Here is a 15306-nt window from a genome sequence, read left to right as displayed (position 1 = left end):
TAATGTGCCAAATGGCGCAGTGCAGCAAAAACAGGGGATAACACTTGCTCAGTTTTACGGTGATTGCCTGTTAATTAGGCTAAGAGAAACGTTCTTAGGCAGACCCCGAGTGAACGCGATCCAGAAACGCTGATCGCCATCACTCAGCGGCGCAATCGCCTTTCAATCTGGCGGCGAAATCGGCCAGTCGGCTTCGACGTATTTGCGGAACCAGGCGCTGAAGCACTGCGGGGCTGCCGCGATTTGCTTCCGGATCGCATCGGGGGTCGACCAGCTATAGCCATCGCATTCGATCGGGTCCGGAGCGATGACGCCCTCGTAGATCCCACGAAAGACATGGACGAACTCATGTTCGACGAGGCCTGCGTCGAGCTCCGCCCGGTACGTGAAGGTTCCGATTGCCGTCAGCGGGCAGATGATCCGCATTTCTTCGTTGAGGCGCCGGGCAGCGGCTTCCGACGACGTTTCGCCGGGGCGAGGGTGCCCGCAGCACGTGTTCGTCCACAGACCACCCGAATGATATTTGTCGATCTGGCGCCGCTGTAATAGCAGGCGGCCTTTCCGGTCCCAAATCATCACCGAAAACGCCCGGTGCAGGCTGCCCTGCCGGTGCGCATCGAGCTTTTCAGCGATACCTGTTGGATTGTCCTCGCTGTCGACAAGGACGACTTCTTCTCGAAGCATGGTCGCGGTTCCCCCCAGCCGGCCCATTAGCACATCACCCAGCCGGGAGGATAGCGCCCGCTCATTGAGGCGAAATGGCGTCGGGCGCAGACAGGCCCTTCCTCAGCGACGGAAAAATCCCATCATGCGGGTGAAGTTGCGCATGATTTCATCGGCGGGTCGATCAAAGACTTCCAGTGGAATGCGGATGTGGTTGGGCGCAGGCATGGCCCAGGGCAACCGCATCAGGAAACGGTAATAAGGCCGCTTGCGCCAGTCGGCGAGTAGCGCCCGGTTCAGCGGTTCCTCGAGAATGATGTGCAGTTCGTTGACCTCCGCTCCCCTGAGATTGAGCGAGACCAGATCGAGTTGTTTGATCGAGCGCCAGGCGATGATGCCGAGGCCCTCGGCGAAGATGCCGTACTGGCTGGCGCCGATCCGCGGCCTGCCCGTTTCGAGGAGCGGAAAATTATAATAGGCATATCCCAGCGTGATGAGCGCCAGCGCGAACAGGATGCTGTTGTGATGGACGATACCGAGCGTCGCCAGGACAGCTCCGATCAGGCCGACGACATAAACCGGAAATTGAATTTCTTCCCGTTCGTAGGCCACCGTGTAGCCGTGCATATCTTCTTGGCTCACGGGAACACGGTCTTGCATGTCTATTTCCGATGCGGCCGCCCAATCACGGACTGTGCCACGAACATCGGCCGCCGTTAAGTCCCTGACGAGCTTCGCGCAATTTTTGCAGCGCCAGGCCGCCGAAAAATATGTGTGAGCGATCCGCCGAGGGCGCCGTGCTGATAATTCAGGCAATCTGTGCGCATCTCTATGGCCACGTCAGCGCTCGCATGATGATGACCATCCAATCACTGTCATGCTCGCGTGCATCGTGGTACCCTTAGTCTGAGGTGAGACGGAGAAAGAGGTCACGTCAGCAGCAAGGGGGCGTCGATATGATCCTAGGAATGGACTCGCTTACGTTCGTGCACGTCGTATTGAGCTTGATTGGCATTGCCACTGGCCTGATCGTATTCCTGGGCTTCGTTGCCGACGCTGAAATGCCCACCTTGACCGCCATTTTTCTCGTTACGACCGTTTTGACGAGCGTGACGGGATTTGCCTTTCCATTCTCCAAGCTGCTGCCGTCGCATATCGTCGGCATCATCTCGCTGGTCGTGCTGGCCGCCGCTCTCTACGCCCTGTATGTCGCGCGGCTGTCCGGCTCCTGGCGATGGATTTACCTCGTGACAGCGTCGTGCGCGCCCTATCTCAACGTCTTCGTTCTCGTCGTACAGCTTTTTCAGAAAGTCCCAGCCCTCCACGCCGTAGCGCCGACGCAGTCTGAAACGCCGTTCGTTGCGGCGCAGGGGCTGACGCTCGCAATCTTTATCGCTCTCGGCTTCATCGCCGTTCGCCGGTTTCACGCGGCCAGCGCGCCATCCGGCGGCGTGACCCATCGGTTACGCGGCGATGGCGTTATGCCCGCGAGCGCGCGAAAGTGTTGCGATGCCCTTGATGCGCCAGTAACCTCGATATAAAGGGCTCGTTTCATCTGCAGGAAACGCGAACGCTGATGCGCCGCTACTTGAATTTGCTGATCGGCCTTGCGTTCGCGGTGCGCAGTCTTTTGCCTGTGGGCTTTATGCTTGCGGCTTCGCCGGATGCTGACGGCATGCCCCAGATCGTCATTTGTACCGGGCACGGACCGCAAAACTGGGTCCTGGATGAGAAGGGCGTGCCCCACCCATCCAACTCGACGGCGGATAAGAAAACGACCTGCCCCTATGCTCCTGCAGGTGCAGTCGGCATCAATCAAACCGCGCCGCAACTTCTTGCGCAAACGGTCCGCTATGCCGCGGTTCGGTATGCCATTGCGACCGAGATCTTCCGCGCGACTCCGAAACCTGGAGCGCAGTCTGCGCGCGGGCCGCCGTCCCTCCTGATCTGACCTTTCTTCAGCGTTTTTGTCGGGTGGCTTTGCCGCGCGCCTCGGGCCGTCGGCGTACGCGCTCCCGCATGCTTCGGATCAGTTAGGAATCTACAAATGCAACTCTTGAAGGGCCGCGATCGCGCGGCGCCTGTGCCTGTCTGCGCGGCGGGCGCATCCATTGCTTTACTGTGTTTCATCGCGACAACCATCGCCCACGCCCAGGACGCAGATCCGGAGGCCGTGCAACTGCCCGATGTCAACATCGAACAGACGAAGCCGGAACAGGCAAAGACAACAGCAGGGAAGCCCAAGACCAAACCGGCGACCACGTCAAAGACCGCGAATGCAGCAAAGCGTCCCCGCGCAGCCCAGTCGTTGCCGGACGAGGTCGCAGGTTCGTCTCTGCGAACCAATTCCAATGCAAATCCGTTCTCCGGCAATCCGGGCACACCGTCGGCAGGTGTTGCCGGCGTCCCCGGAGCATCCGGCGCTGGGGCTCAAACGGCGACGGCCGTCGATATGAAGGTCTTCGAAGACACGCCGGTTTTTTCCGTTACTGACATTCTCGATACCGTTCCTGGCGTGTCGCTTAAGCAGGGCAATGGTCCGCGCGACATGGGCATTTCCATTCGAGGTTCGAACGCGCGTAACGGTTTTGCGATCCGCAATATCGTCATCCTCGATGACGGATTCCCTGTAACACAGCCGGACGGTCTCTCGCGCAGCGACCTCATCGATCCGCACGCCTATGCGGACGTCGATGTATGGCGCGGTCCGTCCTCTGCGCTGTTTGGCAATTACGCGACCGGCGGCGCCATCAATTTCCGGACCTATCCTGGCGGCGCGATCAACGGCATCGAGTACGGTCTGGATGTCGGCAGCTTCAACTACCTCAACAATTACGTCCTCGGCGGCAAGAAGGGCGACAACTGGGAAGCCTCTGTCTTCACCAGCGACGTGCGCGGCGACGGCTACTTCGGCTACAGCGGTTTCAATACTCAGACCGTCAATGCGCTGCTAACATATCAACCATCATCGACCGACACGTTCACCTTCAAGTTCATCAACAACAACGTTGACGCCGAATTGCCGTTTCGCACGTCGCTGCAGCAGTTCAGAGAGAACCCGTTTCAGAAGGGCTGCCAGACCGCAGCGACTGCCGCGGAAGGCTGCGCCACGAACAAATTCTCGGGCACAGGCAATACGAGCACCGGCATCGCGCAAACCGCCGAGCAGGCAGGCGCCGGCCGCGACGATCGCCGCACGATCGGAGGTTTTCGCTGGGAGCACGCCTTCGATGCTGCAACGACCGGGCAGACGCAGGTCGTGGTCGACGATCGCAACATCAATCAGCCGACAGGCACGACGAGTTCGGTCGGCGACTATCTTTCCTACAACGTCATCTCTGGCGTGACGCATCGCTCGACGATCGCGGGTTTGCCGACGCTAGGCTATCTCGGCGCGTTCTGGAATTACCTGCCCGTTGACGGCAAGACCTTCAACGTCGCGCCGGGTGGCGACGCGCAGCGCGGGCTGTTGCAGTCGGAGCAGACCGGCTCGACGACGAATGTCGGTGCACGCGCACGTCAGGAAGTGAAGCTGACGGACGATGTTTCCGTCATCGCAGGCGCAACTGTCGAACGTACATCGCTCGATGGCTCGCAGCGCGGCTACGTTTACAACGCCGACGGGACGATCAACAAAATCAACTTCGTCTCTGCCGATCGCGACTTGACGAACATCGCACCGGAAGTCGGCGTTCTCTATGCGCCGAGCCGCGAATGGCAATGGCGCGCGCGCGTCGGAACGGGCTATGGCACGCCGCAGTTCTCAAACCTCTTCGTCACGCCGGAAGGATTGCCCGGCAATAATACCGAGCTTAAATCGCAAACCAATGTCGGCTTCGATGTCGGCGCGGATTGGACGCCGACGCCGGGCGTCGTATTAAGCGTGACGGGCTTCTATGAGTTCTTCAAGAACGAGCTTGTCTCGCAGTCGCCGGGGGCGGGACTGCCGAACTTCACCTTCAACGCACCAGCGTCGGAACATCGCGGCATCGAAGCCTCTGCTAACGTCGCGCTGGGGCACGGCTTCCGGCTGACGGCATCATATACTTTCGATGACCAAATTTATACCGACTATGCCGAGCGCCTGTCGGGCGCGACCGAAGCTGTCAGCCGCAACGGCAACAAAATCCCTGGCGTTGCGCCAAACGAAGTGTCGACGCGTTTGAGCTATGATGTGCCGAGCGGCGCATTCAAGGGCGTTGGCGCATACGCGGAATATGAGTGGCACGACAGCTTCTTCATGGAGAATGCCAACCTGCTGAAGGCGCCGGGCTACGACTTGGTGAACCTCAACATTCACTACAACAAGGATCTCAGTGGCGGCGGTCCGATCAAGTCGCTGATGGCCTATTTCGAAGTCCAGAACGTGCTCGACGAAACCTACATCGCCTCAGCGAACAACATCACCGATCGCGTCGGCGCCGGAGCCGACGATCTAGCCGCTACATCCGGCTCGATCTATGCTGGCGCACCGCGCACGTTCTACGGCGGCATGAAGCTCAAGTTCTGACGTCCGGGCCTGCGGATATTCCGTGCGAGCCTTATGAGCTTGATACCGCTATGGACACAGCCCGCCACAGCATGTTTTCGCACGCGGACACATCGCGCCAGATCGGCGCCGAATCAGCTCCGCGTGCGATTGCAATCGCAGGTCGAACTTGCCAGCAGTCGTTTTGACGCAGATCATAATTCTCATTTCGATTCGTGCGCGTGCTGAACGGGAGAGAAAAAAATGGATCCCACCTTAATGGCATTGATTATCTGGCTCTTGATCGGCGCCGCGGCCGGTTGGCTTGCAGGGCAGATCATGAGTGGCGGCGGATTCGGATTGCTCGGTGATATCGTCGTCGGAATCATCGGCGCGGTTATTGCCGGTTGGTTGTTTCCGTTTCTCGGTCTCCGGCTGGGTGGCGGCATTCTGGGCGAGATCATCGCAGCCGCCATCGGCGCTATCATTCTGCTCTTTGTCTTGCGGCTCGTGAAACGAGCGTAGCGAAGGGAACTTTACCACGACACCGCGGGCCGCTCGTCACTCGGGGGAGACAGCGGGCGGCCCCGGCCCATTAAACGTCGAAAAGCCGCGATTGCGGTACCACGGCCGGGACCGGCTGAAGGCGCAGCATCTGTGGGCCGAGCATGCACATTCTTGAAAAATAAGAAAATCCTTCGTCCGAAAATAATCATGATTTAGGGTCAGGGTCGCCGCGTGCGATTAGCTTGCGCTCGCGGCGCCAGACGCATTACGAATGCCAGCGTCGCGGTCCTGAATTGAAAAATGGCAGTCTTTAAAACGCCAGTCGGATTGCTTCCCCAGTGACGAAATACAACAGCATGCGCAGGGCTCCGGTTTCCTGTTTTATCATTTCGAAAAACGAAGCCGACCGGATTGGACGCACCATTCGCTCGGTCCGGCCGTGGGTGGACGAGGTTGTTGTCGTCGACAGCGAGAGCACCGATGACACCGTCAGCGTTGCGCTTGCAGAGGGCGCTCGCGTGATCACGCAGCGTTGGCTCGGCTTCGGCGGTCAAAAGCGCTTTGCCGAGGAGCAGTGCCGCAACGATTGGGTTTTCAATGTCGATGCCGACGAGGTCGTCACGCCTGCATTGGAGCGTGAGATCCTTGACGTCTTCGCCGGCGGCGATCCGAAATTCGTGGCGTATGGTATGCCGCTGCAAATGGTCTATCCGTCGGCCTCCAAGCCTCGTCTGTTTGCGCGCGATCATTGGTACGTGCGTCTTTACGATCGCCGCTTCGTGCGCTTTCGCCAATCCAACATTCACGATGCCGTCGTGACTGACGACCACCCGGTCGGCCAATTGCGGGCGCCGATGCATCATTATTCGATGCGCTCGTTCCCAGACATGAAGCGCAAGTTGAATGACCGCACCTGGCTTCTCGTCGAGAACTCAGATGTGACTACAACTGGATCGGTCTCGCTTCGGTTGTTTACGGAGCTGCCGATGAATTTCTTCAAGTACTACATTGTTCGCCGTCACTGCATGGGCGGCTTTACTGGCCTCCGGTACGCTTCAATCCAAGCTTGGTACCGCTTCCTGAAGATCTATCGGATCTGGGGTGAGGCGGGTCACAAGACCAGACGGATGCCCGCGCCGGAAGCGCCCGCGGCCTGAATTTCCGCTGTGACCAGCCTTCACTGCGACGGGGGCGCACGGAAGGGGCCATCGACCAACAAGACGTCTTCCACCTCGCCGCCAATTGCGGTTATAGAACAGCCGCGCACGGTCCCGTAGCTCAGTTGGATAGAGCATCTGCCTTCTAAGCAGAGGGTCGCAGGTTCAAGTCCTGCCGGGATCGCCATTGATTTCAGTCATTTGCAGCCGCCCCAGAGAGAACATAAGTGGAATCCTTTGTTCGAGAAAAGTCGCACGTGCGACTTCTTTCGACGGTGTAAGGGAGCTGGCGATGCACGAGATGAAGTTGAGCAGGGCGTTCACGCTGATCGAGCCGGGGCCCGTTGTGCTCGTCACCACGCGCGACGCGGAGAAGAACAACATCATGACCATCTCATGGACGATGGTCATGGACTTCACTCCCGTATTTGCGATCACGACAGGCGCCTGGAACTATTCCTTCTCGGCCCTGCAAAACACGCGGGAATGCGTTATTGCCATTCCCACGATTGATATGCTGGACCGGGTCGTGGGCATCGGGACATGTTCCGGTAGCGATGTCGACAAATTCGCGAAGTTCAAGCTGACGGCGCGCGCTGGAAAGTCCGTCCAGGCGCCGCTGATCGAGGAATGCCTCGCCAACATCGAATGCAAAGTCGTCGACTTCGTCTCGCCGCACAATATCGTCGTGCTGGAGGCGCTCGCCGCTTACCTCAATCCGCAGCGAAAAGAAAAGCGGATGATCCATGCCGTCGGCGACGGAACATTTATCGTTGATGGCCGCAAGTTCGATCGCAAGACGATGATGGCCTCCAAGCTTCCGTCCGGTCTTTGAAGCAAAGGCCACGTGCGCATTGGAAGGACGCCGCGTCGTCATTCGAAGCCTCATCTGCTCAGCCGGCGGAATGAGACTTTCGATTTCCGACCGCAATGCTTTCGCCCAATTCTATGATCTCAGCGGTGATCTCTTCCTGACGCACGATTTGCCTTCGTGCCTGCAGGCCGCCGAGCTGCTTCTGGATTTCGCGATAGGCCGACGCCATCGCTTCCATGCGGGCTTCGTTCTCGGCGGCGAACGCGTTCAACGCAGCGTCGCAAAGCTCCGCGTGAATGTAGTCTGCAGTCAGGCTGGCGAGGACGCGCGCCGGCTTCAGGTTCAGCAATGGCGGATCATTGACAGCGCTCTGCGGAAACGCATTGGGGTCCAGCGGAAAAAGATGACGTCTCTCAAGACCGTTGTGCGCAAACCAAGCCTCGAGGCGTGTGACGCTTCCCTTGGCGATCCGGGTGTAAAGCTCTGCAATCAGCCGGTCGGCGAAGCGAGGGATCGACGCTGGATGTGCTGGCAATGCGCCCTGCCAAACGGGTTTCAGGCCTCGCTCGAGCGCCAGCGTCGCGCCGCGCGTTCCGACAATGAAAACCTCGGCATCGCGCAAATCGGCAATCGCGGCGTCGAGCAATCGCCGGCTGAAGGCGCCTGCGAAACCCTGCTCAGCAAGAAACAGCACGACGACGCGTTTGCCGGCTGCTCCCGATTGATCGCGGTCCGGTAGCAGCGCCAGCGTGCGCCCGATCGCAGCCGCCAGGCTTTCGGCATAGAGCTTGACCGCGATCAGCCCGCTGCGCGCCTGTTGAGCGCGGGCCCCCGCGATCCCCCGCATCGCATTCACGACGGTACCGAGTTCGCGAATGCTTGAGATATGTGCGTTGATGTCCGAAAGACGTTCGCTCATGCCATGAGCCCTTTCAGTGCCGAACGAAGCTGAGCTTTGCCGGCGTCATCGAGCGTTCCGTCTGCAGCGATTTGGTTGACCGCGCCGCCGGTGACGTTGGCGAGGGTGTCCTTCAGTCTGGTGCGTATCGCGCCGATTTTCTCAATCGGCAGTGTGTCGAAAAGGCCGTCTTGTACAGCAGTAACGAGAGCGATCTCTTCGGCGAGCGAATACGGTTCAAGCTGCGATTGCGCCAGGATCGCGCGAATGCGTGCACCGCGCGTCAATTGCTGCTTCACGCGAGCATCGGGCATGCCGCCAAAGCGAGTGAACATTTCAAGTTCGAGAAATTGCGCGTAATCGAGTCTGAGGGTCGACGCGGCATCGCGCAGAGCCCGCGCTTGCGTCTTGCCGCCGACACGGCTGACACTGAGGCCGACATCGACCGCAGGCTTCTGTCCTTGATAGAACAGTTTTGAGTCCAGCACGATCTGGCCGTCGGTAATCGAGATCAGGTTGGTCGGAATGTACGCACTCAGATTGCCCGCATCTGTTTCTGCGATGGGCAATGCCGTAAGCGAGCCGCTGCCTTTCTCTTTCGAGAGCTTTGCAGCGCGCTCCAGCATCCGTGCATGCACATAGAATATATCGCCGGGATAGGCTTCGCGGCCGGGCGATTGATGCGTCAGCAGTGCGATTTCGCGGTGACAGGCTGCGTGTTTCGTCAAATCGTCGACGACGATCAGCGCATGCTGGCCTCGGTCGCGAAAAAATTCTGCCATGCTGAAACCGGCGAAGGGCGCAATCCACTGTAATCCCGGTGCGCTCGCTGATTCAGCGACGACAACGATCGTGCGCTCCAGCGCGCCATGCAATCGTAGTGCCTCGACGACACGGGCAACGCTCGCGCTTTTCTGTCCGATCGCCACGTAGACGCAAACCACGTCGCTCGCTTTCTGGCTGATGATCGTATCGACTGCGATGGCAGTTTTGCCGATGGCTCGGTCGCCGATGATGAGTTCACGCTGCCCGCGCCCCAACGCGAACAGCGCATCGATCACCAGCGTTCCCGTCTGGACCGGTTCGGTAACGAGATCGCGCTCGATGATGCTCGGAGCGGGTCTTTCGATCGGCAGCCAGTCCTTAGCCGTAAAAGGTTCCAATCCGTCGAGCGGCCGGCCGAGCGGATCGACAACGCGTCCGAGCAGCATTTCGCCGACCGGAACGCGAACGACGTCGCCCGTGCCGAAGACGCGATGTCCGGCCTCTACACCGACGGCGGCATCGAGCAGAACGCAGCCGATGCGATCGTCATCAAGGGTCTGCGCAAATCCAAGCTGGCCGTGCTCGAAGTGCACGAGTTCATCGAGCCGGACGCTGGACAAGCCCGACACCATGGCGATGCCGTCGGCGGCGCTCTCCACCCTGCCAACTTCCTCGGCATAGGGGCCGATGGCGGCAGTCGCTGCCTTCTGCCGCGATCTTACGAGCCAGGCGTCGGCGTCACTCATGCGTCAACTCCGAGCGGATGCGGTCGAGATCGTCGCGCCAACTGTTGCCGATCACCATATTCGGCGTGTCGAGCACGAATCCGGCGATGAGCTTGGGATCCGTTGTGAAGGCGATGTCGGGCGCTGTGCCTAACGCACCATTGAGCATGCGCCGGCAGTCCGACTGCTCGTCCTCGGTCAATGACGATGCGCTGATGAGTTTCAGCGGTTGGCCGGCGAGCGCTTGACGTTGCCCGGCCGACAGCGCCGCGATTTGCTCGCGAAGGCCGTCGAGAAATCCGGCTTCGATCGACGCGGTATTGACCCGTGCTAAGAGACGAGCAGCAATGTCGACTGCAAGGGCGGCCGCTTGTCCTTGCAGCGCCTTGTGAGCGTCCGCTTTCTCTTTCGCAATGGATGCTTCCGATGCGGTTCGCAGCGCTTCGATCTCTTTCGTCGCGGTCTCGACGCGGCGAGCACGCTCCTGAGCGGCATCCGCAGCGGCTTTTGCGAGGATGGCTTCTCGCTCCTTCTGCAGGCCCGCGCGTTCGGCATTTATTGCCGACAAGGCTTTGTCAGCTTCCGCCCGTTTCGCCGCCGCGTCTGTGAGATCTCGCATCGCCTCGGCGCGCCGCTCATCGAGCATTGCGGAAACCGGTTTCCAGAAAAAACGTTGAAGCAGCCAGACCAGAACGGCGACGTTGATCGCTTCCAGCCCGAGCGTCCACCAATCGATCGTCATTTGAGGAGCGGATTGGCAAAGAGCAGCAGCAGCGCAATCACGAGGCAATAGATCGCCATCGTCTCGATCATCGCCAAGCCGACGAACAGCGTGCGTGAAATCGTGTTGGCTGCTTCAGGCTGCCGGGCGATCGCATCCATCGCGGCTGCGACGGCGCGGCCTTCGGCAAGGGCCGGACCGATGGCGCCAAACGAGACGGCCATCGCGGCAGCAATGATGCTCGCGAAGGAAAGCCAATTCATTTCGTCGTCCTTTCATCTGAAGTTTTCTCGGGTTTTCCTTCGCTGATCGCGCCTGCGATGAACACCATCGCGAGCACGGCGAAGATGTAGGCTTGCACCGCTCCGGTCAGCAGATCGAGCGCCATCAACGGGATCGGAACCAGCAAGCCCGCCAGCGACAGCACGATGCCGATGACGAAGACCCCGCTCATCACATTGCCGAAGAGGCGCACGAGAAGTGAGAACGTCCGCGTCAGGCTCTCGACGAAATTCAGCGGGATCATCAGCGGCGTCGGAGAAGCGAACGTCGAGAGATAGCCTTTCACGCCGCTGGCGCGGATGCCGAAGTAAATGACGGCGAGGAAAACGAGAAACGCGAGCGCTGCGTCCGTCTCGATATGCGCGGTCGGCGGCTCGATGCCGGGTACAAGTTCGGACCAGTTAGCAACGAAGATGAAAACGAAGAGCGTGCCGATGAAGGCGCGGTAGGGACCGGGCTCGGCCTGCATTGTGTCTCGGATCTGGCCGTCGACCGTTTGCACGATCAATTCGAGAAACGCCTGGAATCGCGAAGGCTGCAGCGACAATCGCCGCGTCGCGACCCACGCGCCACCCGCCAGGAATGCCATGATCGCCCACGTCACCAGGACGGGCGCGGTGATGGGCACCGGACCAATGTGGAAGAGAACGTCAATTGAAAGCGGCGACTTCACGATGCGGCCCTCAACGCAAAATGCCGGGCCGCAAGGAAGCCGAGCGTCGTCAGCAGAAGCGGCAGCGCGCCTTCAAATGCTGCGATCCCTGTCAGAGCCACCGCAAGAAGTGCAAGGCGCAGGCCTGTCCACGTCAGCGCTGTCAGCATGCTCTCCTGGATGAGATGCGCGCTTTTCCAAACGCCATGAAAATAGAGCCGCCCGATTCCGAAACCCAGGACCGGATGAAGCAATAGAAGCGGCAACTGTATCGTCTCGGGGAGGGCAGCGAAGCTCATGCGTTATTCATCCATCTCCAAGCAGACCAACATCCGAGCGCGAGGCCAAGAAACAAAAGCGGCGCCGTCCAAAACAGACCGCTTGAGAATTCCCGGTCCAGCCAACGGCCGGTGAATAGTCCCAGCAGCATCGGAGTCACGACAATCCAGCCGAGGACGCCGATTTGCGCGAGACGTTTGGCGACAGTCGGCTCGCCCTCGCGTAGCCATCGGCGGTGGCGCTCGCTGCGCAACTGCACGCTTTCGGCCAGCGGATCTTCGTTTTGTTTGCGATCGTCGCTCATAGCGATCGACCCCCGCCGTCGGGACGGAGCCGCTGCATGATCCTGCGAATGGCCGCAAGCTCAAGCTGCGCCCCGCCGACACGTTCGTTACGCTCGGCATCGAGATCGTCGCGAAAGCGGGCGAGCACCACATCGTGAAGCGTCGCAAGATCATCGCCCGGCACGGCTTCGCGTGTCGTGATCGAAACGTCTTTTCCTGCCGTAACGCTCAGCAGGCCGCCACGCACGGCGCAATAATGCCGGCTGCCGTCGGCACGCTTCCAATCGACGACCGATATCGTGAGGCTCGTCAGAAAATCGGCATGACCGTTCATGATGCCGAAGCCGCCGCTTTCATCCTCGGCGCGGACGGATACGATGGCGTCTTCGTCAATGGCGACGGTCAGCGGTGTCGTAATGCGAAGCCTCATGCCGCCGTCCTCGCCTCGTGCTCTTTGGCCCGAGCATCCTCCAGCGAGCCGCACATATAAAGCGAACTTTCGGCCCAATCATCCGTCTCGCCGTCGAGGATGGCGCGGCAGCCTGCCAGCGTCTCTTTTCGCGAAACGCTTTTGCCGGGCATTCCGGTAAAGGCTTCCGTCACGCTGAAGGGCTGACTGAGAAAGCGCTGCAGCCTGCGCGCGCGTTTGACAACCAAGCGATCCTCGCTGCCCAATTCGTCGACGCCGAGCAGCGCGATGATGTCTTCGAGATCCTTGAAGCGGGCGAGTGTTTCCCGCGCGCGTTCGGCGAGCGCATAATGATCGGCGCCGACGATCAGCGGATCGAGAAGCACCGACGACGAAGCCAACGGATCGACGGCGGGATAAAAGCCTTGGGCCGCAAGATTTCGAGACAACATGATCATGCTGTCCATGTGTGTCGAAATTGCTGTGACGGCCGGATCAGTGAAATCGTCGGCGGGCACGTAGACCGCTTGGATCGCAGTGACCGCGGCTCCGGCGACCGACGCGATACGCTCTTCCAAAGCAGCGACTTCGCTCGCAAGCGTTGGTTGATAGCCGACGCGCGACGGCAGCCGCCCGAGCAGACTTGAAATTTCGCTGCCCGCCTGTACGAAGCGGAACACGTTGTCCATCAGCAGCAGAACGTTCTGGTGGCGCGCATCGCGGAAATGCTCCGCGATCGTCAGTGCCGTCATCGGCACGCGCCAGCGTGCGCCGGGCGGTTCGTTCATCTGTCCGTAGACGAGCACGGTATGTGCCAGAACGCCGGAGCCGCGCATATCGGTCAGCAGCTCGTGGCCCTCGCGCGACCGCTCGCCGACACCGGCAAAGACCGAAATGCCGCGATATTTCTCCGCCATCGCATGGATCAGTTCCATGACCAGAACCGTCTTGCCGACGCCTGCGCCGCCGAACATCGCAGCTTTGCCGCCTTGCGGCAGCGGCGCCAGCAGATCGATGACCTTGATGCCTGTCTCGAACAGTGCCGACGAGCCGGTCTCATCTTTAAGACGCGGCGGCGCGGCGTGAATGCCGCGTGTCGGGACATCGGCCGGTAGCGGCGCGCCTTCGTCTCCGACGTTGCCGACCACATCCAGAAGACGGCCGAGAACGGCTTGCCCGACCGGAACTGAAATCGCGCTGCCCGTCGACCGCACCGGCGTGCCGCGTCTCAACCCAGACGTCGACTGCATCGCGACAGCGCGCACGGTTGCGGCGTCAAGATGGCTGTGGACTTCCAGCACGAGCCGGCCCGGTCTGTTCCATGCCACGTCGAGCGCGGTCTCAATGCCGGGAAGACCGGCGTCGAAGCGGATATCGACGACGGCTCCACGGACCGCGATCACCGTTCCATTCAGTTGAGGCGACATGTCAACAACCGTTGGCTACGTTCGAATCCATTTCACGATACTGGGCCATTTATCTTTGAGGGTATGCGAGCCCATAAACAGTCCGATATGTCCGCCGGGAACGGTTTGCTTGGCGATGAGGGAGGCCGGTGTTCCGATGTATTTGCTGGCATCGAGAACCTGCTCGGGCGTCGTGATATCATCCGCCGCACCGGCCAGAAGATAGGTTGGGCACGTAATCGAACGTAGATCCAATTTTCTGCCGAGGGCAACGAATTCGCCTTTGGCCAGACGATTTTCCTTAAAGATCTGAGTGATGACTTCGAGATACCAACGCCCCGGCAGATCGAGTGGGTTCTCGTACCAGCTCTCGAATTTTTCTTCCTTGGCGATATAGGCCGGATCGTCGATGTGCTCGTAAAGATCGACATAGTTTTTAAAGTAGTGCTCCTCCGGGTGCATGTTCTTCCACCCCTGCAGCATGAAGCGGCCCTTCATGAGGCCGCCACCGAGACGCACCAGTTCTTGGTAGAATGATATCGGATAGGTGTGCGCCATCCGCTTGATCGGACCGTCTCCCGCGTCGGTATCGATGGGAGCGCCGGCAAGGACAAGCTTGTTGACCTTTTCGGGGAAGCGGGCGGCGATCATTGCCGCGAACCAACCGCCCTGACATAGCCCGATGAGATCGACTTTGCCGCCGAGATCGTCGATCGCGACAATCAAAGCCGCTAGGTAATCGTCGACTTCGAGGTCTTTCATATCAGGCGTCGCCGATTTCCAATCGGTCAGCACGACGTGCTGAATGCCGCCCCCCATGAGCGTTTCGATGAGGCTTTGCCCCTTATTGAAGTCGGCGATCATCGCGGTGTGACCGGCAAACGGCGCAATCACCAGCGCGGGCATGCCGCCTTCGGCGCCGTAGTCGCGCAACGTCATTTCACGCAGGTCGAGGCGGACTTTATTAGGCGTCGCAAGCTTCGGCTTGAGGCCGGTGTCGAGCTTGACGGCTTCGTCGAGAAACCTCAGGTTCTTTGCATAGATGTCCAGGCCATCGACGCTTAGCTGCTCAGCCAAGGCCATCGGCCAAAAGACCGGTACGCTAAACAGCGGCGTCGAAGCCTGTTTGGGCCGACTGTCAATCTTGGGCATAAGGCGCCTCGTCCAGAGCTTCCTAGTCTCATCTGACGCTAAACCGTAACCGCGTGCGAACGTTGGGCTAGATCAAGTTTAGAGATTTTTGCAGCACGTTCACGCCGCTTAAGTGTCGCTCGGA

The 15306-nt window shown here is 59.9% G+C and carries 18 protein-coding genes and 1 tRNA gene; 7 read left to right on the top strand and 12 right to left on the bottom strand.

Translation table 11 applies throughout. The features are described from left to right. Positions 1-162: 162 nt before the first annotated feature. Both idi and HYPMC_RS11295 read right to left on the bottom strand, forming a co-directional pair. Positions 163-684, bottom strand: a complete 522-nt coding sequence (gene idi / locus HYPMC_RS11300; protein WP_013948070.1) for an isopentenyl-diphosphate Delta-isomerase — start codon at positions 682-684, stop codon at positions 163-165. A 102-nt stretch (positions 685-786) separates the two neighbouring features. Beyond that, positions 787-1323, bottom strand: coding sequence for a hypothetical protein (locus HYPMC_RS11295; RefSeq protein ID WP_013948069.1), 537 nt, complete (start codon positions 1321-1323; stop codon positions 787-789). Positions 1324-1631: 308 nt separating this feature from the next. Between HYPMC_RS11295 and HYPMC_RS11290 the strand changes: the two genes are divergently transcribed. From HYPMC_RS11290 to HYPMC_RS11260, 7 genes are all read left to right on the top strand, one after another. Continuing rightward, a complete protein-coding gene (locus HYPMC_RS11290) occupies positions 1632-2204 on the top strand; it encodes a hypothetical protein (RefSeq protein WP_348623486.1) in 573 nt (190 codons plus the stop codon). A gap of 35 nt (positions 2205-2239) precedes the next feature. Beyond that, positions 2240-2614: a DUF2946 family protein gene (locus tag HYPMC_RS11285; RefSeq protein ID WP_013948067.1), complete on the top strand. Its 375-nt coding sequence runs from the start codon at positions 2240-2242 to the stop codon at positions 2612-2614. Between the two features lie 96 nt (positions 2615-2710). After that, positions 2711-5173: a TonB-dependent receptor gene (locus HYPMC_RS11280; protein ID WP_013948066.1), complete on the top strand. Its 2463-nt coding sequence runs from the start codon at positions 2711-2713 to the stop codon at positions 5171-5173. A gap of 222 nt (positions 5174-5395) precedes the next feature. Further along, the gene (locus HYPMC_RS11275; RefSeq protein WP_013948065.1) at positions 5396-5656 is read left to right on the top strand and encodes a GlsB/YeaQ/YmgE family stress response membrane protein; all 261 of its coding nucleotides are present in this window, start codon (positions 5396-5398) and stop codon (positions 5654-5656) included. 338 nt (positions 5657-5994) lie between these two features. Then, positions 5995-6795 carry a glycosyltransferase family 2 protein gene (locus HYPMC_RS11270; protein ID WP_024276026.1) on the top strand — a complete coding sequence of 267 codons (801 nt, stop codon included), beginning with the start codon at positions 5995-5997 and terminating at the stop codon, positions 6793-6795. 110 nt (positions 6796-6905) lie between these two features. Further along, a tRNA-Arg gene (locus tag HYPMC_RS11265) sits at positions 6906-6982 on the top strand. A 105-nt stretch (positions 6983-7087) separates the two neighbouring features. Then, the gene (locus HYPMC_RS11260; protein ID WP_013948063.1) at positions 7088-7630 is read left to right on the top strand and encodes a flavin reductase family protein; all 543 of its coding nucleotides are present in this window, start codon (positions 7088-7090) and stop codon (positions 7628-7630) included. 58 nt (positions 7631-7688) lie between these two features. On the opposite strand, the gene HYPMC_RS11255 is transcribed toward HYPMC_RS11260, so the two are convergent. Genes HYPMC_RS11255 through HYPMC_RS11210 form a run of 10 tightly spaced genes read right to left on the bottom strand, consistent with a single transcriptional unit; the run spans position 7689 to position 15182 of the window. Next, positions 7689-8528, bottom strand: a complete 840-nt coding sequence (locus HYPMC_RS11255) for a F0F1 ATP synthase subunit gamma (protein ID WP_013948062.1) — start codon at positions 8526-8528, stop codon at positions 7689-7691. Further along, on the bottom strand, positions 8525-10018 hold the full coding sequence (locus HYPMC_RS11250; RefSeq protein WP_013948061.1) for a F0F1 ATP synthase subunit alpha: 1494 nt from the start codon (positions 10016-10018) through the stop codon (positions 8525-8527). The genes HYPMC_RS11255 and HYPMC_RS11250 overlap by 4 nt, the downstream gene beginning before the upstream one ends. Further along, positions 10011-10739, bottom strand: coding sequence for a F0F1 ATP synthase subunit delta (locus tag HYPMC_RS11245; RefSeq protein WP_013948060.1), 729 nt, complete (start codon positions 10737-10739; stop codon positions 10011-10013). The genes HYPMC_RS11250 and HYPMC_RS11245 overlap by 8 nt, the downstream gene beginning before the upstream one ends. Continuing rightward, positions 10736-10981, bottom strand: coding sequence for a F0F1 ATP synthase subunit C (locus HYPMC_RS11240; RefSeq protein WP_013948059.1), 246 nt, complete (start codon positions 10979-10981; stop codon positions 10736-10738). The genes HYPMC_RS11245 and HYPMC_RS11240 overlap by 4 nt, the downstream gene beginning before the upstream one ends. Beyond that, positions 10978-11673, bottom strand: coding sequence for a F0F1 ATP synthase subunit A (locus HYPMC_RS11235; protein ID WP_013948058.1), 696 nt, complete (start codon positions 11671-11673; stop codon positions 10978-10980). The genes HYPMC_RS11240 and HYPMC_RS11235 overlap by 4 nt, the downstream gene beginning before the upstream one ends. Then, positions 11670-11951: an ATP synthase subunit I gene (locus tag HYPMC_RS11230; RefSeq protein ID WP_013948057.1), complete on the bottom strand. Its 282-nt coding sequence runs from the start codon at positions 11949-11951 to the stop codon at positions 11670-11672. The genes HYPMC_RS11235 and HYPMC_RS11230 overlap by 4 nt, the downstream gene beginning before the upstream one ends. Beyond that, positions 11948-12235 carry an AtpZ/AtpI family protein gene (locus HYPMC_RS11225; protein ID WP_013948056.1) on the bottom strand — a complete coding sequence of 96 codons (288 nt, stop codon included), beginning with the start codon at positions 12233-12235 and terminating at the stop codon, positions 11948-11950. Before HYPMC_RS11225 ends, HYPMC_RS11230 begins: the two co-directional genes overlap by 4 nt. Beyond that, entirely contained in the window at positions 12232-12645 is a 414-nt protein-coding gene (locus HYPMC_RS11220; RefSeq protein ID WP_013948055.1) for a F0F1 ATP synthase subunit epsilon, read from the bottom strand. Before HYPMC_RS11220 ends, HYPMC_RS11225 begins: the two co-directional genes overlap by 4 nt. Beyond that, the gene (atpD, locus tag HYPMC_RS11215) at positions 12642-14051 is read right to left on the bottom strand and encodes a F0F1 ATP synthase subunit beta (protein WP_013948054.1); all 1410 of its coding nucleotides are present in this window, start codon (positions 14049-14051) and stop codon (positions 12642-12644) included. Before atpD ends, HYPMC_RS11220 begins: the two co-directional genes overlap by 4 nt. A gap of 15 nt (positions 14052-14066) precedes the next feature. Next, a complete protein-coding gene (locus tag HYPMC_RS11210) occupies positions 14067-15182 on the bottom strand; it encodes an alpha/beta fold hydrolase (protein WP_013948053.1) in 1116 nt (371 codons plus the stop codon). Positions 15183-15306: the final 124 nt, after the last annotated feature.

Origin of the sequence: Hyphomicrobium sp. MC1 (genome assembly GCF_000253295.1) — a bacterium.
In the GTDB taxonomy this organism is placed as follows: domain Bacteria; phylum Pseudomonadota; class Alphaproteobacteria; order Rhizobiales; family Hyphomicrobiaceae; genus Hyphomicrobium_B.
The sequence above is the reverse complement of the archived record's forward strand: the minus strand, read 5'-3'. Positions and strand labels throughout refer to the sequence as shown.